General features: G+C 50.3%; 26 protein-coding genes and 1 other annotated feature. Of the genes, 5 read left to right on the forward strand and 21 right to left on the reverse strand.

The features are described from left to right. Positions 1-104: 104 nt before the first annotated feature. The 11 genes from arnF to D6C13_RS06545 all read right to left on the reverse strand — a co-directional run bounded on the left by arnF (position 105) and on the right by D6C13_RS06545 (position 10,837). Positions 105-494, reverse strand: a complete 390-nt coding sequence (arnF, locus tag D6C13_RS06495; RefSeq protein WP_120131992.1) for a 4-amino-4-deoxy-L-arabinose-phosphoundecaprenol flippase subunit ArnF — start codon at positions 492-494, stop codon at positions 105-107. Continuing rightward, on the reverse strand, positions 491-823 hold the full coding sequence (arnE, locus tag D6C13_RS06500) for a 4-amino-4-deoxy-L-arabinose-phosphoundecaprenol flippase subunit ArnE (protein ID WP_120131993.1): 333 nt from the start codon (positions 821-823) through the stop codon (positions 491-493). The genes arnF and arnE overlap by 4 nt, the downstream gene beginning before the upstream one ends. Beyond that, positions 820-2,490, reverse strand: coding sequence for a lipid IV(A) 4-amino-4-deoxy-L-arabinosyltransferase (gene arnT / locus D6C13_RS06505; protein ID WP_120131994.1), 1,671 nt, complete (start codon positions 2,488-2,490; stop codon positions 820-822). Before arnT ends, arnE begins: the two co-directional genes overlap by 4 nt. Beyond that, positions 2,490-3,389, reverse strand: a complete 900-nt coding sequence (gene arnD / locus D6C13_RS06510) for a 4-deoxy-4-formamido-L-arabinose-phosphoundecaprenol deformylase (RefSeq protein ID WP_120131995.1) — start codon at positions 3,387-3,389, stop codon at positions 2,490-2,492. Before arnD ends, arnT begins: the two co-directional genes overlap by 1 nt. Positions 3,390-3,402: 13 nt before the next feature. Further along, positions 3,403-5,385: a bifunctional UDP-4-amino-4-deoxy-L-arabinose formyltransferase/UDP-glucuronic acid oxidase ArnA gene (gene arnA, locus D6C13_RS06515; RefSeq protein ID WP_120131996.1), complete on the reverse strand. Its 1,983-nt coding sequence runs from the start codon at positions 5,383-5,385 to the stop codon at positions 3,403-3,405. Then, entirely contained in the window at positions 5,385-6,365 is a 981-nt protein-coding gene (gene arnC / locus D6C13_RS06520) for an undecaprenyl-phosphate 4-deoxy-4-formamido-L-arabinose transferase (RefSeq protein WP_120131997.1), read from the reverse strand. The genes arnA and arnC overlap by 1 nt, the downstream gene beginning before the upstream one ends. Next, positions 6,365-7,507 (reverse strand): UDP-4-amino-4-deoxy-L-arabinose aminotransferase, encoded by a 1,143-nt coding sequence (gene arnB / locus D6C13_RS06525; RefSeq protein ID WP_120131998.1) that lies wholly within the window; start codon positions 7,505-7,507, stop codon positions 6,365-6,367. The genes arnC and arnB overlap by 1 nt, the downstream gene beginning before the upstream one ends. Positions 7,508-7,861: 354 nt before the next feature. Continuing rightward, on the reverse strand, positions 7,862-8,617 hold the full coding sequence (btuD, locus tag D6C13_RS06530) for a vitamin B12 ABC transporter ATP-binding protein BtuD (protein WP_120132075.1): 756 nt from the start codon (positions 8,615-8,617) through the stop codon (positions 7,862-7,864). Between the two features lie 19 nt (positions 8,618-8,636). Next, complete coding sequence (locus D6C13_RS06535; RefSeq protein WP_120131999.1) at positions 8,637-9,188, reverse strand: glutathione peroxidase; 552 nt, start codon at positions 9,186-9,188, stop codon at positions 8,637-8,639. Between the two features lie 63 nt (positions 9,189-9,251). Then, complete coding sequence (gene btuC / locus D6C13_RS06540; protein ID WP_120132000.1) at positions 9,252-10,259, reverse strand: vitamin B12 ABC transporter permease BtuC; 1,008 nt, start codon at positions 10,257-10,259, stop codon at positions 9,252-9,254. A 152-nt stretch (positions 10,260-10,411) separates the two neighbouring features. Next, complete coding sequence (locus D6C13_RS06545) at positions 10,412-10,837, reverse strand: DUF2502 domain-containing protein (RefSeq protein WP_120132001.1); 426 nt, start codon at positions 10,835-10,837, stop codon at positions 10,412-10,414. A 269-nt stretch (positions 10,838-11,106) separates the two neighbouring features. On the opposite strand from D6C13_RS06545, the gene D6C13_RS26075 reads away from it, so the two are divergent. After that, the gene (locus D6C13_RS26075) at positions 11,107-11,238 is read left to right on the forward strand and encodes a lipoprotein (protein WP_279630052.1); all 132 of its coding nucleotides are present in this window, start codon (positions 11,107-11,109) and stop codon (positions 11,236-11,238) included. 374 nt (positions 11,239-11,612) lie between these two features. Here the strand turns inward: D6C13_RS26075 and ihfA are convergent, their stop codons facing one another. From ihfA to thrS, 8 genes are all read right to left on the reverse strand, one after another. Next, the gene (ihfA, locus tag D6C13_RS06550) at positions 11,613-11,909 is read right to left on the reverse strand and encodes an integration host factor subunit alpha (RefSeq protein WP_004089944.1); all 297 of its coding nucleotides are present in this window, start codon (positions 11,907-11,909) and stop codon (positions 11,613-11,615) included. A 4-nt stretch (positions 11,910-11,913) separates the two neighbouring features. Continuing rightward, entirely contained in the window at positions 11,914-14,301 is a 2,388-nt protein-coding gene (gene pheT / locus D6C13_RS06555; RefSeq protein WP_120132002.1) for a phenylalanine--tRNA ligase subunit beta, read from the reverse strand. Positions 14,302-14,315: 14 nt separating this feature from the next. Continuing rightward, positions 14,316-15,299 (reverse strand): phenylalanine--tRNA ligase subunit alpha, encoded by a 984-nt coding sequence (gene pheS / locus D6C13_RS06560; protein ID WP_120132003.1) that lies wholly within the window; start codon positions 15,297-15,299, stop codon positions 14,316-14,318. A 99-nt stretch (positions 15,300-15,398) separates the two neighbouring features. Continuing rightward, positions 15,399-15,523: a sequence feature (Phe leader region), on the reverse strand. Next, positions 15,474-15,518 (reverse strand): pheST operon leader peptide PheM, encoded by a 45-nt coding sequence (gene pheM / locus D6C13_RS25605; protein WP_106120997.1) that lies wholly within the window; start codon positions 15,516-15,518, stop codon positions 15,474-15,476. Its footprint overlaps the feature before it by 45 nt. 139 nt (positions 15,524-15,662) lie before the next feature. Further along, entirely contained in the window at positions 15,663-16,019 is a 357-nt protein-coding gene (gene rplT, locus D6C13_RS06570; protein ID WP_056773451.1) for a 50S ribosomal protein L20, read from the reverse strand. Between the two features lie 41 nt (positions 16,020-16,060). Then, positions 16,061-16,258, reverse strand: coding sequence for a 50S ribosomal protein L35 (rpmI, locus tag D6C13_RS06575; protein ID WP_013576135.1), 198 nt, complete (start codon positions 16,256-16,258; stop codon positions 16,061-16,063). A gap of 95 nt (positions 16,259-16,353) precedes the next feature. After that, positions 16,354-16,905: a translation initiation factor IF-3 gene (gene infC / locus D6C13_RS06580; RefSeq protein WP_013576136.1), complete on the reverse strand. Its 552-nt coding sequence runs from the start codon at positions 16,903-16,905 to the stop codon at positions 16,354-16,356. Positions 16,906-16,908: 3 nt separating this feature from the next. Further along, a complete protein-coding gene (gene thrS, locus D6C13_RS06585) occupies positions 16,909-18,837 on the reverse strand; it encodes a threonine--tRNA ligase (RefSeq protein ID WP_120132004.1) in 1,929 nt (642 codons plus the stop codon). A gap of 289 nt (positions 18,838-19,126) precedes the next feature. On the opposite strand from thrS, the gene D6C13_RS06590 reads away from it, so the two are divergent. Next, positions 19,127-19,807 carry a MarC family NAAT transporter gene (locus D6C13_RS06590; RefSeq protein WP_120132005.1) on the forward strand — a complete coding sequence of 227 codons (681 nt, stop codon included), beginning with the start codon at positions 19,127-19,129 and terminating at the stop codon, positions 19,805-19,807. A gap of 24 nt (positions 19,808-19,831) precedes the next feature. On the opposite strand, the gene D6C13_RS06595 is transcribed toward D6C13_RS06590, so the two are convergent. Continuing rightward, positions 19,832-20,467 carry a transglycosylase SLT domain-containing protein gene (locus D6C13_RS06595; protein ID WP_120132006.1) on the reverse strand — a complete coding sequence of 212 codons (636 nt, stop codon included), beginning with the start codon at positions 20,465-20,467 and terminating at the stop codon, positions 19,832-19,834. 322 nt (positions 20,468-20,789) lie between these two features. On the opposite strand from D6C13_RS06595, the gene D6C13_RS06600 reads away from it, so the two are divergent. Further along, on the forward strand, positions 20,790-21,659 hold the full coding sequence (locus D6C13_RS06600; RefSeq protein WP_120132007.1) for a fructosamine kinase family protein: 870 nt from the start codon (positions 20,790-20,792) through the stop codon (positions 21,657-21,659). A 130-nt stretch (positions 21,660-21,789) separates the two neighbouring features. On the opposite strand, the gene D6C13_RS06605 is transcribed toward D6C13_RS06600, so the two are convergent. Next, positions 21,790-22,341: a YniB family protein gene (locus D6C13_RS06605; protein ID WP_120132008.1), complete on the reverse strand. Its 552-nt coding sequence runs from the start codon at positions 22,339-22,341 to the stop codon at positions 21,790-21,792. A 191-nt stretch (positions 22,342-22,532) separates the two neighbouring features. Here D6C13_RS06605 and hxpB point away from each other — a divergent pair, with 191 nt between their 5' ends. Both hxpB and kduI read left to right on the forward strand, forming a co-directional pair. Continuing rightward, the gene (gene hxpB, locus D6C13_RS06610; protein ID WP_120132009.1) at positions 22,533-23,198 is read left to right on the forward strand and encodes a hexitol phosphatase HxpB; all 666 of its coding nucleotides are present in this window, start codon (positions 22,533-22,535) and stop codon (positions 23,196-23,198) included. A gap of 296 nt (positions 23,199-23,494) precedes the next feature. Further along, positions 23,495-24,331: a 5-dehydro-4-deoxy-D-glucuronate isomerase gene (gene kduI, locus D6C13_RS06615; RefSeq protein WP_120132010.1), complete on the forward strand. Its 837-nt coding sequence runs from the start codon at positions 23,495-23,497 to the stop codon at positions 24,329-24,331.

Consider the following 24,331-nt stretch of genomic DNA (forward strand, 5'->3'; position numbering starts at 1 on the left):
GCGCGGGCCGGATAAGTCGCCGTTATCTAAGAACTAATAGAATTTAGCGCTATTTTATCCGTCATCCAATCTTTTATGATGATTTTTATCGTTTCAGAATAAATTTAATCGGGCTTTTTGGCCGGTTTGCTGTGAATCAGCCACACACCGGACAAGATAAGTAAGCCGCCCACCGTTTTGGTTAAGCTGATGCTTTCATTGAACCAGGGCAATGTGACGGCCGCGATATACACCAGCGCATAGCTCAGACTGAGCAAGGTATATGCGCGGTTAAGCGGCAGATGCCGCAAGGCAAAAAACCAGCAGCCCATGGATAATACGTACCCGCATAACCCAAAAAATACCGCAATCAGCGCGCTTAAATGGCTAAGAATAAACGAGGTGTCAATGGCGGACAGAGCAATCCACGGGATCTGCACCACCCCCCATTTCATCAGCAACTGCGCTGTGGTCACCAGCACCACACTGGCTCCGCTCCACAGATAGCCTTTCATAAGCTGATACTCATCAGTGCAATTCCGGACATGATTAACGCGACGCCACACCAGTGGCGCCCGTCGACATATTCATGGAAAAACCAGCGGGCACACAAGGTGATCAGCACGAAATTCAGACTGAGCATGGGATACGCCAGACTCAGCGGCAGCAGCTGTAACACCCGCAGCCACAGCAGCATGCCGATGCCCAACAGCAGCACCGCCAGCCCCAGCCAGCGCAGCACGCGCGCCATTCCGTCAGCGGACACCTGCGCGGCCTGCTTCTGACAAAGCTGACCGGCACAGGTAATCACACTGACCGCCAGAACCAGTAGGAGTCCGGTCATGGAAGTTTTTTGTAGAACAGTATCGCCTGACGATCAAACTTCACTGTTTGGTCAGCCACTGGCAGGGTTGATTTTATTTGTGCGTTGCGGTCAAGCCTGAGGATCACGGATACATTTCCTTCCTGACGGGCTTTCTGCAACCATGCAGGGAACCCCGCCGCATCAATAAAGTTATCTTTGGCATCAGGATAACTTAATCCGTATTGCAGCTCGCCTTTTTCATCAAACATCAGAATATCACTGCGCTTTAGCGACCAGGCAACCGCAGTGGCCACCCCGACATTATCCGCCAGGATAAAACGACTGTCCTGCAACAGGTCGAAGTGCTGCTCTAAAAAGACCTGCGGTTGTTTGGAATCGATAATTTTCTGCGGAATGGCTTGTCCGACCAAAAGCGCAAATACCAGCGGGCAGACAGCGCCCCAGTACCAGCGTTTTTTCACATCGGTCAGAGACATCGCCCCTGCCAGCGCCCATACGGCAAAACACAGAATACCGATCAGAGCACGCGGTAATTCCGTGCGGGTAAAGACGGCTTTAACGTGGAACGGCAGAATGCCGGATATCACCAGCACTGCGACCGCCATCAGAACACCAAAGATGATGTTGATGACACCATTCGCTTTCAGCGAGCGTAATTTACCTGACAGGCGGATCTGTTCGAGATGATCAGCCATCAGCAAGGCCATCGGCGCAAAGCACGGCAGAATGTAGGTCGGCAGTTTGCCTTTGGCGATGCTGAAGAAGATCAGCGGCATAATCGCCCAGCTCAGCAGGAAGAACAGCTCCGGACGCATAACCCGTTTCGTCCAGCCTTCGCGCAATGCGCCCGGCAGCAGACCGAGCCACGGCAGAGCGCCCAATAAGAGCACCGGCAGATAGAACCAGAACGGCGCTTTATGCTGTGCATCCGCTTCGGCAAATCGCTGAATATGTTCGACCCAGAAGAAGTAATTCCAGAAATCAGGTTCATGTCGCGCAATTGCCAGTACCCACGGCAAACTCAGCACCACGGCGCTCAGAACCGCCAGCGGCCCCCAGCCAAAGAGAGTGTTGAAACGTTTTTCGCGCCAGACAATCGGCAGAACCGCAATCACCGGCAGCGCCAGCGCCAGGAAACCTTTGGTCATAAAGCCCATACCGCAGGCCAGTCCCAGTGCTATCCAGCTCAGGGCTTTTTGCGGTGTCCGTGAAATCCGCAGGCAGAACCAGCTCGCCACCATGGCCGCCGTCATCCACAGGGTGATCATCGGATCCAGAACGCTGTAAGTGCCGATACTGAACACCAGCGTGCTGGAAAGGTAGATAAGCGCGGCGATGTAAGCAGTCTGACGATTACGCCACATCAGATTGGCCAGCCAGAACACCAGAATGGCGCTCAGCATCGTGCTAAATACAGAACCAAAACGCACCGCAAAGTTACTTTCACCAAAAATCATCTGGCTGATATTGTTAAACCAGTAACCGGCTACCGGTTTTTCAAAGTAACGCAATCCGAGAAGATGAGGCACAACCCAGTCGCCGCGCTGAAGCATTTCGCGGCTGATTTCGGCATAACGGGTTTCATCAGGTTGCCACAACAGGCGGGTATTAAGAGGAACAAGATAAACAAGCGCGAAGAACACCAGGATCAGGGTGCTCCATACGCCTTTAATTGTTTTCGACATCAGGAAAAACCTTCTTGCTGACAACCTAACCAACCTTCACGGCCAGGGAAACTGGCGCGAACCACTTTGCCTTTCGGCAACGTACTGAGATCTTGCGGCAGCAAATCGCCCAGCGCACAAAACTGGATCCCCAGCGCAGCAGCACGGGTCAGTAACTCGTCAAATTGCGTTGCCAGCGACATCCCTTCCACTTCCGCGTGGATGGTATAAACCGGTACGCCGGTATCTTTGGCGATAGCATCAAGAATAAAATCGTTAAAGTTATCCGCCGTAATTTCGCCGCCCGCCACTTCATCGTAAGTCGGTAATGTCACCGGAATTTGCACGGTTCCCAGGGTTCCATTTTCCAGCACCGGCAGGAAAGGACGGGTTCCGCGGCAATCGCTGTTGTAATAAAAATGAAAACGCTCTTTCACTTCTATGACGCGCTCATCTGCACGCCAGCCCGCCACCGCCGAACATTCGACGTCATGACCCAGGCTTTTTTCCAGCGCCTCCAGCCCCAGCCGGATTTGCTCTTCCAGCTGCTTCTCTGACCATTTACTCACTTTTGCCTGCCAGCCCTGATGATCCCAGGCGTGCAATCCCACTTCATGACCCCGTTTCGCGGTTTCTTTCATCAGATAACCGAGATCACGTGCGATAGGTTTACCCGGCCAGGCGGTACCCGCCAGCAAGATATCCCAGCCGTAAAGAGAGGCAGCGTTAGAGCGCAGCATTTTCCACAGAAAGCGCGGTTTAAGCAGGCGCCACAAGTGGCGCCCCATGTTATCCGGGCCAACGCTGAAGAAGAAACTGGCGGTAATTTTATGTTTTGCAAGGGTTTGCAGAAGCTGAGGGACACCCTCCCGGGTGCCGCTCCAGGTATCTACATCAATGCGCAGACCCACTTTCTTCATGTGTGGCACCGTATCAGGCTTTGTCAGCGTCAGGATTTACAGAACGCAGGAAGAAATCCAGCGTGTCGGCGACGGTTTTATCCATGCCAATTTCAGGTTTCCAGTCCAGCAGGCGACGGGCATTTTTGATGCTCGGCGTGCGGTGCTCAACGTCCTGATAGCCTTTACCGTAGTAAGTGCTGCTTTCGACCAGATTGAAACCGGCAAACGGCGGGAACTGGGCGCGAAGCGGGTGAGCTTCAAAGCTGCTCAGCAACATTTCCGCCAGCTGACGGATGCTCGCTTCGTTCGTCGGGTTACCAATGTTGATGATCTGACCGTTACACAGGTTGTCGCGGTTTTCGATGATGCGGAACAATGCTTCAATACCGTCGTTAATGTCAGTGAAGCAACGTTTCTGCTCGCCGCCATCGACCAGTTTGATCGGTGAACCTTCGACCAGATTCAGGATCAGCTGAGTGATCGCACGGGAACTGCCGATACGTGCAGCATCCAGGTTATCCAGACGTGGACCCATCCAGTTGAACGGACGGAACAGCGTGAATTTCAGGCCTTCTTTCTCGCCATATGCCCAGATAACACGGTCCAGCAGCTGTTTAGAAACAGAATAAATCCAGCGCTGTTTGTTGATCGGGCCGACGATCAGACGGGAATGATCTTCATCGAATTCTTTGTCATCACACATACCGTAAACTTCAGACGTTGACGGGAAGATGATGCGTTTTTTGTATTTCACACAGTCGCGAACGATTTTCAGGTTTTCTTCGAAATCCAGTTCAAATACGCGCAGCGGGTTACGGGTGTATTCGATTGGCGTGGCGATGGCTACCAGCGGCAGAACGACATCACATTTTTTGATGTGATATTCGATCCACTCAGAATGGATGCTGATATCGCCTTCAACGAAGTGGAAATGCGGGTTATCCATGAAGCGGCTGACCGCATCAGAACTGATATCCAGACCATAAATTTCATAACGGTCTTCACGCAGCAGACGTTCGCTCAGGTGGTTACCGATGAAACCGTTCACACCCAGAATAAGCACGCGGGTACGGCGCTTCATCACGGCCGTGGGCAGCGTCGATACGCGCATGTCCGGCATAATGCCCAGTTCAAGCGCCAGACGGGAACCCTGGACATACAGGCCGTTTTCGCTCTGGCCCGCCAGGATTTCCAGTGCGCCTTCGCCACAGGCGATGGTCAGGGGATCAGAAGAAAGCACGGTGCCCGGTTGTTTGTCATGACGGGTATCCAGCGGACGTGCGCGCCAGATAGTCAGTTTACGCTGACCGAGGAATGAGAATGCACCCGGATAAGGTTCAGTCACAGCACGGATCAGGTTATTAATTTCAGTGGCAGATTTGTGCCAGTGAATTTCACCATCCGCAGCAGTACGACGGCCAAAATAAGTTGCCTGGGATTCGTCTTGCGCAGTCAGGGTAATTTTACCGGCTTTCATTTCTGGCAGAACATCGGTCAGAAGAGCTTTAGCGGCATCACGTACTTTAGCGTGCAGTTTGAGCGCAGTGTCATCAGCGGTAATAGCCACTTTGCGCTGACCCACGATATCACCCGCATCCGGGCGTTTAACCATTTTATGCAACGTAACGCCGGTTTCAGTTTCGCCATTCATCAGCGCCCAGTTAACCGGTGCGCGACCACGGTAGCGTGGCAGCAATGAACCGTGCAGGTTGAAACCGCCGCGTGGCGCCAGAGATAAAATCTCTTCGCTCAGCATGTTGCGATAGTAGAAAGAGAAAATAACATCAGGCTGCAAAGCACGGATGCGGTCGACCCACAATGGATGGTTAACATCTTCCGGTGCATAAACCGGCAGACTCAGTTCAGCGCCCTGACGGGCAACAGATGAAAAGAACTGGTTTTCATTCGGGGCATCAGTATGCGTAAAGACCGCCTGAACATCATAACCTGCGTCAACCAGAGCCTGTAAACCAACACAACCTATATCATGGTAGGCAAATACAATCGCTTTCATCACTCTTCTTCCTGACTGTTATCTTCGGAACGAACGCCGACGACTTTTTGAACGAAATAACGGGGACGCGCGCGGACATCATTGTAGATACGCCCGATGTATTCACCGAGTAACCCCATGCCCACAAACTGCGCACCGATAAACATGAATAACAATGCAAATAACGTAAATACGCCATCCGCAGCCCAGGCAGGACCGTTGATGAGGCGCATCAAAATCAGAAACACCGCCAGCACAAAACCGAAGATGGCAATTGCACTGCCCACCACGCTGAGCATTCTCAGTGGCGTCGTCGTCAGACAGGTGATCAGGTCATACATCAGGTTGATGAGTTTCATCAGGCTGTATTTGGAATCACCGAATTCGCGCTCAGAGTGCTGAACCGGGATCTCAATCGTTTTGCGCGCGAAGGTGTTCGCCAGAATCGGAATAAAGGTGCTGCGCTCATGACAATGCAGCATGGCTTCGATAATGTGGCGGCGGTAAGCACGCAACATGCAACCGTAATCACCCATCGATTTACCGGTGGCGCGCTGGATCATCATGTTGATCATTTTCGATGCTGATTTACGGAACCAGGAATCGCGGCGGTTAGCACGCACGGTACCGACAACGTCATAGCCTTCATCGGCGGTGGCGACCAGACGTGGGATTTCTTCCGGCGGGTTTTGCAGGTCAGCATCAAGCGTAATAACCAGATCACCGGACACATGGCTGAAACCAGCCATAATGGCCGAATGCTGGCCGTAGTTGCGGTTGAGTAAAACAGCAATAACATGGCTGTCCGGTTGTTCCGCAGCGGCAGTGAGCATGTCACCGGAGCTATCAGAACTGCCGTCATCCACCAGAATGATTTCGTATTGTTGGGTTAATTGCTTACAGGCTGCCTGCGTACGGGATAACAACGCCGGCAAGCTTTCTTCTTCGTTGTAGACCGGGATAACTACCGAGACTTTACGAATGGGTTCGTATTGCGCCACTACTGCGCCTCCAGAAGGGAAAAAAGAGCCGCGACAACACGGTCCACATCGCTGTCCTGCATATCAGGAAACAGCGGCAGGCTGCACAAACGTGCCGAGTTCCATTCACTGTTTGGCAGACTCAGGTGTGGATAACGTTCGCGGTAATATTTTTGAGTATGAGCTGCGCGGAAATGCAAACCGGTTCCGATCCCCTGCTCTTTCAGGCGTTCCATCAGAGCATCACGGCTGATACCGCAACGCTCTTCATCCACACGGATCATGAATAAATGCCAGGCATGGAGGTGCGGGTAAGCCGGTACATTCATTGGCAGATAAGGTGAACCCTGTAATTTATCGAGATACCGCTGTGCCAGTTCGGTACGACGCGCATTGATTTCATGCAGGCGCTTAAGCTGGACGACCGCGATAGAGGCGTGAATGTCAGACAGATTGTATTTAAAACCGGGCTCGACCACTTCAGCCTGCGGTTTGCGCCCGAGAACCTGCCGATCAAATGCATCAACGGCCAGACCGTGGAATTTCAACGCGCGAACTCGATTCGCCAGTTCGTCGTCATCCGTAGCAATCAGGCCACCTTCGGCGCAGGTCATATTTTTAATTGCGTGGAAGGAGAAGATTGCCGTTCCCTGCGCGCCAATCCAGCGATCGCGGTAACGGGTGCCTGCCGCGTGCGCAGCATCTTCCACGACCGGAATTCCGTGTTCATCAGCGACAGCGTAAATCGGGTCAAGATCTAAAGGCGCGCCCGCGTAATGCACCGGGATAATCGCTTTCGTTTTTGGCGTGATGGCGGCAGCAATGGCTTGTGCACTGACCATCAGGGTATCCGGGTCAACGTCAATCATGACCGGTTCTGCGCCCAGCAGAACAATCATATTGATCGTTGAAACCCAGGTCTGGGAAGGGGTAATGACTTCATCGCCGGGGCCGATGCCCAGCGCCATCAACGTGACATGCATGCCACCGGTTGCGGAACTGACTGCGATAGCATGTTTACAACCGAAAGCGGCGGAGAAATCCTGTTCCAGCTGGTTTGTTTGTGGTCCGGTGGTTATCCACCCGGAGCGCAAAACCTGTCCCACAGCCGCTATCTCTTCTTCGCCCATAGACGGACGGGAGAAAGGCAAAAAGTTTTCCATTACGCTATCCCGAAAGGTAATTAATTGATGCCAACTTTAGACCGTATTTATTTAACAACAGGTAAACACTGTCATGAATTTATGAATCTTATGATGTCGGTTTAATCTTAATTTAACCTTAAGGATTTTCCAGTTATGTGAAGTTAAATAGAAACTAAACCAGAAGAAAATAAATAATAGTGATTAGTAAAATTCCTTTTAAAACAATGCATTGAATTCATCGCCATAGCATGCTAAAAAATGAACTTTATTGGGTCTTGGGAAATATTGTTCTTTTTATGAACAGGCAGAGACCGGTCATAAACCTAACAGCTGATAATAAAATAATTACACCTCTATCCATTAAATTTCGCGTTACGTCATCGCGGCCATTATCCACTGACGACCTGCCAACTCATATCCCTGAAATGCCACCTTATAAACCGCAGAAAGTGTTTCAGGCTGCATAACATCAGAGCATTTCCCCGTCTTAACGACTTCACACGCCGACATCAGCCAGACCTCATGCGCATAATGCAAAGTATGATTGAGATCGTGATCACTCATCACCACTGAACGCCCTGCTCCACAGTACTCCGTGAGTAACTGGTCCAGCGCCTGCTGCTGCGCCACGTCCAGACTGTTCATCGGTTCATCGAGAAACAACAGCCGGCTGTCCGGATTCACATCAGGCCATACCTGCAATAAGACAGCGGCCAGCCTGACCCTCTGCCATTCACCACCAGAAAGATGCGTGACGGGACGGGCAAGCTTATCGCTCAGATGTAAAGCGGAACACAAACGGGAAATCGTGCGTTCCAGCACAACAGGATCGGAGTTTTGCGGCTGATGAAGTGACAGATATTGAAAGACCGGCATCAGCGATGCCGGTGTCAGCTGCTGGCAAAGCCAGGCGCGCAGTCGGGCCAGACGCGGGCCCGGCAACTCCGCCAGCCTTTGTCCGTCTATAAAGACGTCACCTTTTCCGCCCGACATTCCTGCCAGCCGGTTCAGTAATGTGCTCTTCCCTGCCCCGTTTGGCCCGATAAGATGTATCCGGCTTCCGGGCGCGATATGCGAACTAAACGCCTGAAGGCGACCTTCAACCGCAATTTCGCGACATTCCAGCATCGGTGCTTCCATGACTGTATTATTTCGCCAGTGCGGCTTTGATCGTTTCCATCAGGATAGGATCTTCCGGCGTCATGTCCGGTGCAAACCGCTGCACTACAGTGCCGTCACGGCCGATAAGGAATTTTTCGAAGTTCCATAAAATGTCATCGGGTTTTAAAGGCTGACGACCTTTGCTCGCCAGACGCTCGTAGAACGCACTGTCTTCCGGTTTTACCGCAGCAGGACAGGCAGCAATCATCGCAGAATACAGCGGATGGCGGTTTTCGCCATTGACGTTGATTTTGCTGAACATCGGGAATTTCACGCCAAAGTTCGTGGTACAGAAGGTTTTAATTTCATCTTCAGTACCCGGTTCCTGCGCACCAAACTCATTACAAGGGAAGCCAAGAACCTCAAATCCCTGGTCATGCCAGGCCTGATAAATATTTTCCAGGCTTTCATACTGCTTCGTCAGGCCACATTGCGACGCTACGTTAACGACCAGCAAAACAGAACCTTTATAAGCATTCAGCGTTGTGGTTTCGCCATCAATGGTTTTCAGGGAGATGTCAAAAATGTCATTACTCATCGTTTTTATCCTGATAGTTGCAGGTTAGGTAAAGGGAGAGCATAGCCGACCCGCCCTAAATAATCAGCGGATTTGTCCGACTCTGATCAGAAGCCAGATGAAGACCGGGGCCCCCAAAGTGGCGGTAACAACGCCGACGGGCAATTCCGCCGCATACAGACCAATTCTCGACACCACGTCCGCGAGAAGTAACACGCAGGCGCCGCCAAGTGCGCAGGCAGGCAGTAAACGACGCTGATCGGTGATACCTGCCAGTCGCAGAATATGCGGGATAACCAGTCCGATAAAACCTATCACGCCGGACAACGCCACGCTCAGCCCGACAATCCACCCGACCGCAAGAACCAGTACGTAGCGCCACGTCGTCAGTGATATCCCCAGTTGCTGGGCCTGCGCGATCCCCAGTGACAGCAGGTTGAGGGCGTTGCCCTGCAAGACCAGCCAAAGCAATACCGGCAATATCAGCAAACCCAGCCAGACCTGATTCCAGTCAACCCCTCCGAACCCGCCCATCATCCAGTACATCAGCTGGCGCAAATCGAGATTACTGCTGAAGTAAATAGCCCAGGTCATCAGGGCGCTGCAAACAATACCAATTGCCACGCCGACCAGCAGCATGCGGGCGTTAGTTAACAAGCGCTTACGGGAAATCGTTAACAGGAAAAATGTGACAATCAGTGCGCCTGCAATGGCCGCCAGACTCATCATCCAGACAGGTAAAATACCGTGGCTAAGCATGACGCAAAATACCAGCGCCACACCGGCACCGTTGGCAACACCGAGCAATCCGGGTTCAGCGAGCGGGTTTTCGAATAATGACTGCATCACTGCGCCAGCAACGGCAAGACCCGCACCGACTAAAATTACCGCAATAGCGCGGGGTAATCGTAGTTGCCAGACAAAGACCCGTGCCTCGCTGCTCAGCCATTGATCGGGCCATAACCAGTTTTCACCCGCACTCAGGCTGAATATGCAAATAATTATCAGCAACAGACTCAGCCCGACCAGCCAGCGGCGGTCACTGCGTTCCCGTTGTTGTTCAAGAGCAGAATAGGTCTGCAAAATGGGCATGAAAGACAGTTTCCTGAGACTCACTGTAGATGACTATCCTACCGATATTAGTCAGTTAGCTCTGACTAGTGAACCTGATAATGACAAAAACAGGAAACAAAAAAGCCGGTGACAAAGCACCGGCTTGAAAAGTCTTAATGTAAGCTGTGGAATCAGTGGCCCTGATGACCGTCTGGCGGGATCGGCTGACCGTTCCCGTGATTGTCATTATGACCGCCCTGATGATCCCGATTATCGTGGTGATCACCATTATCATGATGATCGCCGTTGTTCGGATGTCCGTGATACTGTGGCTGGTTGTGAGGCGGATTACTGTGACCATGTTGCGGCGGTTTGGGATCCCAGCGATTACCATGCCAGTACATACCATGCTCATTGCGCTCACCGTAGTGATGGCCCTGATGATCGTGCCACCACTGCGGCGGACGCCAGTCATAACCATCCCAGTAGTAACCACGATGATCCTGATCCCCGAGATGAACCGATACGCCGGGTACGTTAACGTCAACAGAAACATTTGCCTGCGCGATCACAGGCAAAGCCAGTGCACAACAAAGCAATAAAAGAGATTTTTTCATAATAGTCATGCCTTCTTTATTTTTATGACGTGCTTTTTATATCAGGCAGTAAAGACGGAGAATATAAGAGTACGGCGTATTTTCGGATAACTTGCTGTGGCCTTACAATAAAAATACAAATATATCCTGACTGAAATACATCAGCAGGATGAAGGCCATTAACTATTCAATTCTTATTACGATACTAACAAATCTTAACGCAAGCCTGACAACAGCGCCGTTGCCTTTTATTTATAATTAAGACGTTTACTCCAATAAAGGACATTACTATGCGTCGTATATTATCTCTCGTTGGTGTTGCTCTGGTTGTCGCAACCCTCAGTGGCTGTATCTTCCCAGGCCCTTACGGTCACGGCGGCGGTTATCACGGCGGCGGTCATCCGCATTATTACTGGCGTTAACGATCATTAAGATTTTTCGTCATTGCATATGTTTATTTACTGACTGCGAATCTGAATATAAACAGATGCCAATGCGTTTTACATCAAGGGGCTTCGGCTCCTTTTCTTTTTATGCAATTTTGTTAAGATAAATAATTAAACAAAACAGCACTTATAAAAAAACATCTCTCAATTAACAAGAAATCCTAAAAAATATATTATCCGGACTCGCTTCACCCTTAGATTTAATCTATCAGACGATTCCTGAAACGACTACCTCATTAACGAAATCTTTTCACTTCCTGCGCAATTTAACGCCAATTATTTCATTTCAGAAAAATCGCAAATTTAGCGCAAAAAAAAGGCCGCTTTCGCGGCCTTTTTGCTGATTTCACTTATTCTTTCGGAGTAGCATTCTCTACACGACTTTTCAATTTTTGTCCCGGACGGAAAGTCACCACACGACGCGCCGTGATCGGAATATCTTCGCCGGTTTTCGGGTTACGTCCCGGACGTTGGTTTTTGTCACGCAGATCAAAATTGCCAAAGCCAGACAGTTTTACTTGCTCGCCATTTTCCAAAGCACGACGGACTTCTTCGAAAAATATTTCAACAAGATCTTTGGCATCCCGTTTGCTCAGCCCGAGCTTCTCAAACAGGTGTTCTGACATTTCAGCTTTAGTAAGCGCCATAGGTTCAATCCCTCAAGGATGCTTGGAATCGCTGTTTTAGAGCCTCTACACATTTTGCAACGGTAGCGGCGATCTCCTCTTCTTCCAGTGTACGGCCGGTATCCTGCAACACCAGACTGATAGCCAGGCTCTTGTAACCTTCAGCTACGCCCTTGCCACGGTACACATCAAACAAGTTTACGCCAACTACCTGATTTGCGCCAACTTTCTTGCACTCTGCCAAAATATCGTCTGCGGCTACGTTTTCGGCTACTACAACAGCGATGTCACGACGGTTCGCCGGGAAGCGAGAAATCTCTTTCGCATCAGGCAGTACGCGGTCTGCGACCTTGTTCCATAAGAGTTCGAAGACCACGGTACGACCATTAAGATCGAGTTTACGTTCCAGCTCAGGGTGGACTACACCAATGAAACCAATACGTTCGCCGCGTAAATAAATCGCTGCGCTCTGCCCAGGATGCAACGCAGGATTTGCTTCAACCTTGAACTGTACGTCGTTCATTTTGCCGGTAAGCTCAAGAATAGCCTCAAGATCACCTTTCAAATCGTAGTAGTCAACTGACTGGCGCGCCAGATCCCAATGCTCTTCATTTTTGGTGCCGGAGATCACACCAGACAGCATGACGTCCTGACGGATATCCAAATCAGCTTGTGTATCAGGCACAAAGCGCAGGCCGCTCTCGAATAAACGCACACGACTTTGCTGACGATTTTGGTTATTTACTACTACGGTCAGCAGGCCAGACCACAGAGAAAGGCGCATCGCGGACATTTCTACGGAGATCGGGCTTGGCAAAATCAGCGCTTCTTCACCCGGATGCAGCAGCGCCTGAATTTTTGGATCCACAAAGCTGTAGGTGATCGCTTCCTGGAAACCGCGGTCAACCAGCAGATTTTTCACGCGTTTCAGCGACAAATTCGCTTCACGATGCTTCGTCATCACCAGGCTGGCTTTCACCGGCACATCAGGGATGTTGTTATAGCCGTAAACGCGCGCGACTTCTTCCACCAGATCTTCTTCAATCTGCATGTCGAAACGCCAGCTTGGTGCGACAGCCACCCAATGGTCGCCATTGTGCTTAACCTGACAGCCCAGACGGGTCAGGATATCTGTCACCTGTGCGTCTTCAATATGATGACCAATCAGGCGATCGAGTTTTTCACGACGCAAAATGATGGTCGCTGCTTTCGGCAGATGCTCTTCTGAAGTCGCGTTGATAACCGGACCGGCTTCACCACCACAGATGCTCAACAGCAACGCGGTTGCGCGTTCGATGCCTTTAAATTGCAGTTCCGGATCCACACCACGTTCATAGCGATGAGAAGCATCCGTATGCAGGCCCTGACGGCGTGCACGACCCGTGATCGAAAGCGGAGCAAAGAACGCGGATTCCAGCAGGACATCCTGCGTTTCATCGTTCACACCTGAATGTTCGCCACCAAAGATACCGGCCATCGCCAGCGCTTTTTCGTGGTCAGCAATGACCAGCGTGTCTTCCGCCAGTTTTGCTTTTGTGCCATCGAGCAAGGTCAGGGCTTCATCCTTCTGCGCCATGCGCACGACGATGCCACCGCTGATGCGATTCAGATCGAACGCATGCATCGGTTGGCCGAGTTCGAGCAGCACGAAGTTGGTAATATCAACAACGGCATCGATAGAGCGGACCCCGCAGCGGCGCAGTTTTTCACGCATCCACAATGGCGTGGCAGCCTTAACGTTGATGCCTTTAACGACACGGCCCAGATAACGCGGACATGCCTGAGGTGCCTGCACATCAATGGCAATCGTAGCGTCAACGGTGGCTTTGACCGGATTGATTTCCGGTTCAACCAGCGGCAATTGGTTAATCACCGCAACATCACGCGCCACGCCCAGAATACCCAGACAGTCAGCACGGTTTGGCGTCACGCTGATTTCAATAATGGCGTCATCGAGTTTCAGGAATTCGCGGATGTCGGTGCCAACCGGCGCATCCAGCGGCAGCTCAATGATGCCATCGTGATCTTCGGAAATACCCAGCTCGGAGAACGAACACAGCATGCCTTCTGAAGGCTCGCCACGCAGTTTAGCGGCTTTGATTTTGAAATCACCCGGCAATACAGCGCCCACAGTTGCGACGGCAATTTTAAGGCCCTGACGGCAGTTTGGCGCGCCACAAACGATGTCCAGCAGGCGATCGCCGCCGACATTCACTTTAGTCACACGCAGTTTGTCTGCATTAGGGTGCTGACCACATTCGACAACCTCACCGACAACCACGCCACTGAATGCGCCACAAACCGGATCCACGCCATCGACTTCAAGGCCGGCCATGGTGATTTGGTCTGATAATGCTTCGCTGCTGATGGCTGGGTTTACCCACTCACGCAACCAGAGTTCACTGAATTTCATGTGATATTCCCGCCTTACTTAAACTGTTTGAGGAAACGCAGATCATTTTCGAAGAATGCACGCAAGTCAGTCACGCCATAGCGCAACATGGTCAGACGTTCCATTCCCATCCCGAAGGCAAAACCGGAATACACTTCAGGGTCAATGCCGACGTTGCGCAGTACATTCGGATGCACCATGCCGCAACCCAGCACTTCCAGCCATTTGCCATTTTTACCCATCACGTCCACTTCCGCGGAAGGCTCAGTGAACGGGAAATAGGAAGGACGGAAACGGATCTGCAAATCAGCTTCAAAGAAGTTGTTCAGGAAATCGTGCAGTGTGCCTTTCAGGTTGGAGAAGCTGATGTCTTTATCAACAATCAGGCCTTCCATCTGGTGGAACATTGGGGTGTGAGTCTGGTCGTAATCGTTACGATAAACACGGCCCGGCGCGATAATGCGGATTGGCGGTTGCTGACCTTTCATCGTACGGATCTGAACACCGGAAGTCTGGGTGCGCAGCAAACGCTTGGCATCAAACCAGAAAGTATCATGGTCGGCACGTGCCGGGTGGTGACCCGGAATATTCAGGGCATCGAAGTTATGATAGTCATCCTCGATTTCCGGGCCGGTTTCCACGGTAAAGCCTAATTCACCGAAGAAGGTTTCTATACGGTCGATAGTGCGGGTCACCGGGTGCAGACCACCGTTTTCGATACGACGACCAGGCAGGGAAACGTCAATCGTTTCTTCAGCCAGACGTGCATTCAGTTCGGCAGACTCCAGCATATTTTTACGCGCGTTCAGGGCTTCCTGAACCTGCGCTTTCGCTTCGTTGATGACCGCGCCCGCTGCCGGACGTTCTTCCGCAGGTAATTCACGGAGGGTTGTCATCTGGAGTGTCAGGTGGCCTTTCTTACCCAGATATTCGACACGCACGTTATCCAGTGCGGTGATATCCTGGGCACTCTCTACGGCTGCCTTGGCATTGGCAACCAGCTCTGCGAGATGTGGCATTGCTTTCCTCTTCTTCTGGCCAATATGGCCCGATGTAAAATAACCGTGATTAATCAGGGGCGCGATTTTGACCCTGAACCTTAGTGTATAAAGCACAGATACAAAAAAGCCTCCACGAGGGAGGCTTAGGCGCTACTTTTCGTTTCTTCTCTTACGCGCGAAAGCCTTCCTGAGTCAGGCGCTAAAGTAAAAAAAGAAACGGAAAATAGCAGCATTCATGCTTGCGTTACCTTATCGGTTGTAAATTTTGTGCTGATGTTCTGACGAAATGCGTCGTATCAAATCAGGGGTATTAAACAACGAAACAGAATGTTTTTAAACACAAAATATAAAAGAGGGAGCAAGCTCCCTCTTTCACCTGACTTACGCCAGTGCTGCTTTCGCTTTTTCGACCAGAGCGGCAAATACCACTTTGTCGAATACTGCGATATCAGCCAAGATCTTACGGTCAATTTCAATAGAAGCTTTTTTCAAGCCGTTAATGAATTTGCTGTAAGACATGTCGTTCTGACGAGCTGCTGCGTTGATACGCGCGATCCACAGCTGACGGAACTGACGTTTTTTCTGACGACGGTCACGGTAAGCGTATTGACCAGCTTTGATAACAGCCTGGAATGCAACACGATATACGCGAGAACGGGCACCGTAGTAGCCTTTCGCCTGTTTTAAGATTTTTTTGTGACGTGCACGTGCAATCACACCACGTTTTACGCGAGCCATATGCTCTCCTGAGTTTTATATTCTAAATGAAAAAAGTGTATTTATGCGTACGGCAGACATGCAGAGACCAGACCCAAATCGTTCTTGGATACCAGGCCTTTTGGACGCAAGTGACGTTTACGCTTAGTAGCTTTTTTGGTCAGAATATGACGCAGGTTTGCGTGCTTACGCTTAAAACCACCATTGGCGGTTTTTTTGAAGCGTTTAGCGGCGCCGCGTACTGTTTTGATCTTTGGCATTTTAAATTCCACTTCGCATTGTTATTAACATGAATCAGAAAGGCGAATCCAGCATACGCGGTGCAAGCACCGCGCAGCAGGATTACTTGGAAGCCTTACTGTTTCTTCTTAGGTGCGAGCACCATGATCATCTGACGACCTTCGATCTTCGTAGGGAAGGATTCGACAACGGCCAGTTCAGAATCTTCACACAGGTCTTTACGGACGCGGTTAAGCACTTCCATACCGATCTGTTGGTGCGCCATTTCACGCCCACGGAAACGCAGGGTGATTTTGGCTTTATCGCCATCTTCCAGAAAGCGAATCAGGTTGCGTAGTTTGACCTGATAGTCGCCATCATCGGTACCAGGTCGGAATTTGATTTCCTTAACCTGAATAACTTTTTGTTTCTTTTTCTGCTCTTTAGTCGACTTGCTCTTCTCGTAGAGGAATTTGCCGTAATCCATGATTCGACAAACTGGCGGCTCGGCATTCGGACTGATTTCTACTAAATCGACGCCCGCTTCCTCAGCTTTTTCAAGAGCTTCATTCAGACTGACAATACCAATCTGCTCGCCATCGACGCCGGTGAGGCGAACTTCTTGCGCGCGAATCTCTTTGTTAATGCGATTAGGACGCGCCGGTTGAACTCGTTTTCCGCCTTTAATACTTTATTCCTCCAGTTGATGAAGACTTCTGCTGCGGATTTCCGCCAGCAGTTTGTCAACGACTTCGCTAACATCCATGCTTCCTAAGTCTTTGCCGCGGCGGGTACGAACAGCAACTTTGCCTGCTTCGACCTCTTTATCGCCACAAACTAACATGTAAGGAACACGGCGTAGCGTGTGTTCGCGAATTTTAAAGCCAATCTTCTCATTTCTCAAGTCGGCTTTAACGCGAATGCCTGCATCTTGCAGTTTTTTAGTTAATTCTTCGACATAGGTAGCTTGTGCATCAGTGATATTCATGATCACTACCTGAACCGGAGCCATCCATGTTGGGAAGAAGCCAGCGTATTCTTCGGTCAGAATACCGATGAAACGCTCCATTGAACCCAGGATAGCACGGTGAATCATTACCGGGACCTGACGGTCGTTGCTTTCGCCAATATAAGAGGCATTCAAGCGACCAGGTAATGAAAAGTCGAGCTGCACGGTACCACACTGCCACGCACGATCCAAACAATCATGCAAGGTAAATTCAATTTTCGGACCGTAGAACGCGCCTTCACCTGGCTGATATTCGAACGGAATGTCGTTTTCAGTCAGTGCAGCGGCCAGATCATCCTCAGCACGAGTCCACATTTCGTCAGTACCGATGCGCTTCTCAGGACGGGTGGATAATTTCACCACAATCTTTTCAAAGCCAAAAGTGCTGTACATGTCGTAAACCATGCGGATACAGCTGTTCACTTCATCACGAACCTGTTCTTCAGTACAGAAGATATGGGCGTCGTCCTGAGTGAAGCCACGCACGCGCATCAGGCCATGCAATGCACCTGACGGCTCATTACGGTGGCAACTGCCGAACTCGGCCATACGCAGCGGCAGATCGCGGTAGGATTTCAGACCCTGGTTGAAGATCTGAACGTGACCCGGGCAGTTCATCGGTTTGATGCAGTATTCACGGTTTTCGGAAGAAGTCGTGAACATCGCCTCTTTGTAGTTTTCCCAGTGGCCAGTTTTTTCCCACAGCACGCGGTCCATCATGAACGGACCTTTTACTTCCTGATAGTCATATGACTTCAGTTTCATGCGTACAAAGGCTTCCAGCTCACGGAAAATAGTCCAGCCGTCGTTATGCCAGAACACCATACCTGGCGCTTCTTCCTGCATGTGGTACAGGTCGAGTTGCTTGCCAATTTTACGGTGGTCACGTTTCCCGGCTTCTTCCAGACGCTGAATATAGGCATTCAGCTGCTTCTTATCTGCCCATGCGGTGCCGTAGATGCGTTGCAGCATTTTGTTATCGCTGTTGCCACGCCAGTAAGCACCGGACGTTTTCTGCAGTTTGAAATGATGGCAGAAACGCATATTCGGCACGTGTGGACCACGGCACATATCGACGTATTCTTCATGGTGATACAAGCCCGGACGATCATCATGACTGATGTTTTCATCCAGAATGGCCACTTTGTATTCTTCGCCACGGCTTGCAAAGGTATCGCGCGCTTCCTGCCAGCTGACTTTCTTTTTGATAACGTCGTAATTCTTTTCAGCCAATTCGTGCATGCGCTTTTCAAGCAGTTCGATGTCTTCCTGAGTCAATGTGCGATCTAAATCCACATCGTAGTAGAAGCCATTATCGATAACCGGGCCGATAGCCATTTTGGTGTCTGGCCACAATTGTTTGATGGCATGACCCAAAAGGTGCGCACAGGAGTGACGCAGAATTTCAAGACCGGCTTCGTCTTTAGCAGTGATGATCGCCAGTTGCGCATCGGTTTCAATTAGATCAGTGGCATCAACCAGTTCGCCGTTAACGCGACCGGCGATACAGGCTTTCGCCAGACCAGGACCGATATCAAGTGCAACATCAAGAGGAGAAACGGGGCGATCAAAAACGCGCTGGCTTCCGTCAGGAAGAGTAATGACAGGCATGTTAATTCCTTAATCTACAGTGGTGCCCCACACGACAGAGCACATCTAGAAAAATATTTGAGTTTAATTTCATGTAGTTATACACGCTATTCAGCTTTACTTTGCCGAATATAGGCACCCTGGAATACATCACGTAATTGTATCGGGATGCGACGTGAAAACAGGCAACGAGTTTAACACCCGTAAAGTGCGAATTTCCAGCAACCTGTGTTGCTTAATGTGGATATTTTTCGTGTAATCCCCTGATCGGGGATAAGGTATTCAGAGAAACATTGGAAAAGGGAAGCATATGTCTGAAGTCAGGCTGTTATTTGAGGCAATAGGTTTGGGTCTGGTGGTACTCCTCCCGCTGGCAAACCCCCTGACGACCGTAGCACTGTTGCTCGGTCTCTCAGGGAAGATGACCACGCAGGAAAGGAACCAGCAATCGCTGATGGCCTCTGTGTATGTCTTCATCATCATGATGGTGGCGTATTACGCCGGTCAGCTTGTCATGAACACGTTTGGGATCTCCATTCCCGGCCTGCGAATTGCGGGTGGGCTGATCGTCACCTTTATCGGCTTCAGGATGCTGTTTCCACAGCCACACGTGGAAGAGAGAGTGCTGATTGAGAATAAAACCGAGGAAATGAGGAAGCAGGAATCGCCGAATATCGCCTTCGTTCCGCTGGCGATGCCAAGCACCGCAGGGCCGGGTACCATCGCGATGATCATCAGCAGCGCGGCAACTGTCAGAGATTCTGATTTTCCGCACTGGATCATTACCGTCGCTCCGGTAATCATTTTCTTTTTGGTCGGGCTGATTCTATGGATAACGCTGCGCAGTTCAGGGGCAATTATGCGCCTGGTTGGCAAGAGCGGGATTGAAGCGATTTCACGTCTGATGGGATTCTTGCTGGTGTGTATGGGGGTTCAGTTTGTGATTAACGGGATCCTGGAAATCATCAAGACATTGCCGCCAGCAGCCTGAGCTGCTGGCATGAAACGCCAACGCTTATCGCATGGCAAGATAAGCGTTGTTCACTTTCCACAAATAACGCGGCGCCTGAGGTGCAGGATGGTTTTTCTGCACGTGCTGTGAAAACTCAGCTGGCGTCATCAGATTAATCTTCGCAATCGCGTAGTTTTTATCTTTCGCAAACGTTCTCAGTAACGCTCCTGCCCCGTTCACATAGGCTAATGTCGTCGCATAACGACGGGTTTCAGGATTGTTGATACCTGCCAGTTGCTGTTGCAGGATACTCAGATAGGCCGTTCCCAGATCAATGTTCACCGCCGGATCTTTCAGATCACGTGGCGTAGGCTGACCGTAACGTCCTTTCATCCGGTAGGCATCGCGTCCTGCCGTTGAGGCCTTTAGCTGCATTAACCCAATCGCATTCGATTTGCTGACAACGGTTGGGTTATATCCAGATTCGACCTGAATGATTGCTTTAACAAGTGTTTCGTCAACGCCGTAAGTATTTGCCGCCTGGTGAATAACATCACCATAAGGCCCCGGATGCATTAATGAGGCATCGCGCTGAGGTGGCGGCGATGGATTCAGAAAATGCGTTGTTTGAACCGGTGTTTCTTTAGCGCAACCCGCCAACAATAGCGCGGCCATCAAATAAAGAATGTTTGGTTTCACGTTATCTCTCTCGCGACTAGGACGAGATGTAGCATATACATCTTCTTTCCACACCTGAATATATTTTTAGTCTATTATTATTATTGTTTTGTTAAACAAGGGGGTTAGGAACATGTCGATAAGACAATTCTGTATATAAAACCGCTTTCATGTCACATATTCTGAAAATAACAGATTCATTGATTTCGCTCTCAGTCCCAACACGTCGTAAATTGCAGAAATTAACATCATCATCTGATTCAGCCGTGCGCCGGATCGGGTTTTTGAAGCAGAGAAAACGCTAACTTAATGAATTATCGGGCCAGTCAGAAGGGGTAATACCATGTGGCAAGCCGTCAATCGTTTGTTGAGTGAACACCTTGGCAATGCTGAAATCCGCGAACGTGTTGAACTGCCGGGAGGTGAAATTCACCCGGCATGGCGGCTGAGCTATGGTGACAGAGATGTGTTTGTGAAATGCAATGCGCGCGAAATGCTGCCCATTTTCGCCGCAGAAGCCGATCAGCTCGCCCTCCTTGCTCGCAGCCAGACCGTCCGGGTACCGGAAGTTTACGGAGTGGGCAGTGACCGTGACTACAGCTTTCTTCTGCTCGAATACATCCCGCAAAAGCCGCTGGATGCGCACAATGCATATGTTTTAGGGCAACAACTCGCCGCCTTGCACCAATGGAGTGAACAGCTGCAATTTGGTCTCGATTTCGATAATGAGCTGGCAACGCTTCCTCAGCCCAATAGCTGGCAACGGCGCTGGGCCACGTTTTTCGCAGAGCAACGGATTGGCTGGCAGTTACAGCTGGCGGCAGAAAAAGGCATGACGTTCGGCAATATCGAAGATATCACTGCGATGGTTCATGCGCGGTTGCAAAATCATCAGCCGCAGCCGTCTTTATTACACGGCGATTTATGGCCGCATAACTGCGGATTATCAGAAAACGGCCCTGTTATTTTCGATCCGGCGTGTTACTGGGGCGACAGGGAATGCGATCTGGCCATGTTGCCGTTGTATCCCAATGTTCCGCCTCAGTTATATGATGGCTACCAGAGTAAAACGCCGCTGCCGGATGGCTTCATTTCCAGGCAACCTCTCTACCAGTTATATTATCTGCTTAACCGCAGTAATTTATTCGGGGGTCAGCATCTGGTGGTTGCTCAACGTGCAGTTGAGAGGCTGTTACATGATGACATCAATTAACGCCTTACTCTTTTTGTAGCGCCCAAAAAATAAGGCCTGAATACGTGAATATTCAGGCCTTATTTATATCGTTACCTTCGTTCAACGACATATCGCTCAGCAACGAAATGTTATGAATATGTTGTCACGATTATCCGGCGATTAAACCTAATAATTTCAAAATGAAATATCCGATAACAGCTATAATGATGGGCAAAATATACAATGGGAAATACTGCACCAAAATGGTGTGCCGGGGTATCACAATGCGCTCTTCAATCTGCGGACGGGTCCGTCCCTCCGCACCTTTCGCCTGCTCAAGGATCAGCTGATCCTGGATCCCTTCGCGAATATGTTTAACCTGACGGGACATTCTTGCGCCGGATGCCTGAAGTGCCAGCCCCACAAAAATCAGCCAGTAGATGATGAAGAACATGATATTCGCAGTTGTCACGCCCTGCCCAAGTGACGGTACCGGCGAGTTGTACCAAAAAACGTTCAAAAATGAAGTGTTAAACTTAATCATATCAACCATCACGTGGACAAAATCCAGCATAACGGCATTGATGCCCTGCTCAGTTTTAGTATGCTCATTGATAAAGGTTAGCAATGAGATCAGCGTTGAAAGCAGCGCAGGGATAAAAATAATCCATCCTGCAATCCGTTTAATCACTGCCACACGTCCGGCCTGTTGGTACGTCATGAATTCCCCTTGTTAGGATACCTTAAGCAACAGCTAAGTTTACCCACAGAAAGGTTTTCCCGCCCAATGTTTTAATCAGTTAGCCCCTCTTCAGTGCCAGCAACTCAGTCATTTGTCCGCACAACAGATTTCATCCGCACGAAAGCCAATGGTAAAGTGATGGCCTATTCACTGTTAGGGAGTCCGCTTTCATGGCTTATGTCCGCCCTGTTAATGCAGCAATTTTCGATATGGATGGTCTGTTAATTGATTCTGAACGGTTGTGGGTTCAGGCAGAACTGGACGTTTTCAGCAGCCTTGGCGTCGATATTTCTCAGCGACATTTGCTGCCAGATACCCTGGGACTTCGTATCGATCAGGTCGTCAGAATGTGGTATCAGGTGCTGCCGTGGCAAGGACCGGCCCAGGCGGAGGTGGCTTCGATGATCATCGCCCGTACCATTGAGCTGGTGGAACAATCCCGGCCCTTGTTACCCGGCGTCAATCACGCGCTTGAATTGTGCCGTGATCAGGGGCTGAAGATTGGCCTGGCCTCTGCGTCGCCATTATTCATGCTCGATACCGTGCTGGAAATGTTCAATCTGCAATCCTTTTTTCAGGTTCGTGTTTCTGCCGAGAAACTGCCCTACAGTAAACCGCATCCGGAAGTCTACCTGCTGGCTGCCGGCGAGTTAGCGGTCGACCCGCTAAACTGCGTCACTCTGGAAGATTCCTTTAATGGCATGATTGCGACGAAAGCCGCGCGTATGCGCTCTGTGGTCGTACCGGATAAGGAATACTTTGCGGATCCGCGCTGGGCACTGGCAGATTTTAAACTTTCTTCGCTGGAACAGCTGACCGCGGCACATATCAGTTGATACAAATGCGCAGCGGCTGCCGTTGCTGCGCACCTTCCCTATTTCCTTACCTTGCGCGCCCACTTCCCTCTGCCAAAATTTTCTAAGCGACGTATAATTTCTCAAACCTTGAGCTGACTCATAAAATAAATAAAACGATATTTCATTTTTATTGAATTCGCATGCCAATGAACCTATTCTTTCTGCAACAAGGACGAGCCGGGAGCTCTCCTGCTTCTGTACGCTGTCACTGCCACGCAACGGTCAGACTCGCCCGGTAAGTCCTCCTTAATCCCTATCCTAAGAGAGGCACCGACATGCAAGTTTGTCAAAGCATTCACAGCGACCACGCAAAAACGCTTGATACCGCTGAATTACGCCGCGAATTTCTCATCGAGAAAATCTTTGAAAAAAATGCCTACACCATGACCTACAGTCATATCGACCGTATCATTGTCGGCGGTGTCATGCCTGCTGAAAAAACGGTTTCCGTGGGTGATGAAGTGGGTAAGCAACTGGGTGTGAGCTATTTTCTCGAACGTCGCGAGCTTGGTGTAATCAACATCGGCGGTCCGGGACTTATCGTGGTTGATGGTACAACCTATGAAATCGGTCATGAAGAAGCGCTGTATGTCGGTAAAGGCGCAAAACATGTTGAATTCAGCAGCGTTGATGCGGCTAAACCTGCCAAGTTTTACTACAACAGCGCCCCTGCCCATACCACTTTCCCAAACAAGAAAATCACGCTGGCAGAAGCTTCACCACAAACTATCGGCGATGCAGCAACCAGCAACCGTCGCACTATCAATAAATTTATCGTGCCTGACGTACTGGAAACCTGCCAACTGACCATGGGGCTGACCAAACTCGAAGAAGGCAGCCTGTGGAATACCATGCCTTGCCACACTCACGAGCGCCGTATGGAAGTCTATTTCTATTTCAACATGGAAGCGGAAACCGCGGTGTTCCACATGATGGGACAGCCGCAGGAAACCCGTCATTTACTCGTTCATAACGAGCAGGCGGTGATCTCACCAAGCTGGTCGATTCACTCTGGTGTGGGTACCAAAAACTACACCTTTATATGGGGTATGGTCGGGGAAAATCAGGTATTCGACGACATGGATCACGTCAAGGTCAGCGAACTGCGCTAA

Source organism: Rahnella woolbedingensis (assembly GCF_003602095.1).
GTDB classification, from domain to species: domain Bacteria; phylum Pseudomonadota; class Gammaproteobacteria; order Enterobacterales; family Enterobacteriaceae; genus Rahnella; species Rahnella woolbedingensis.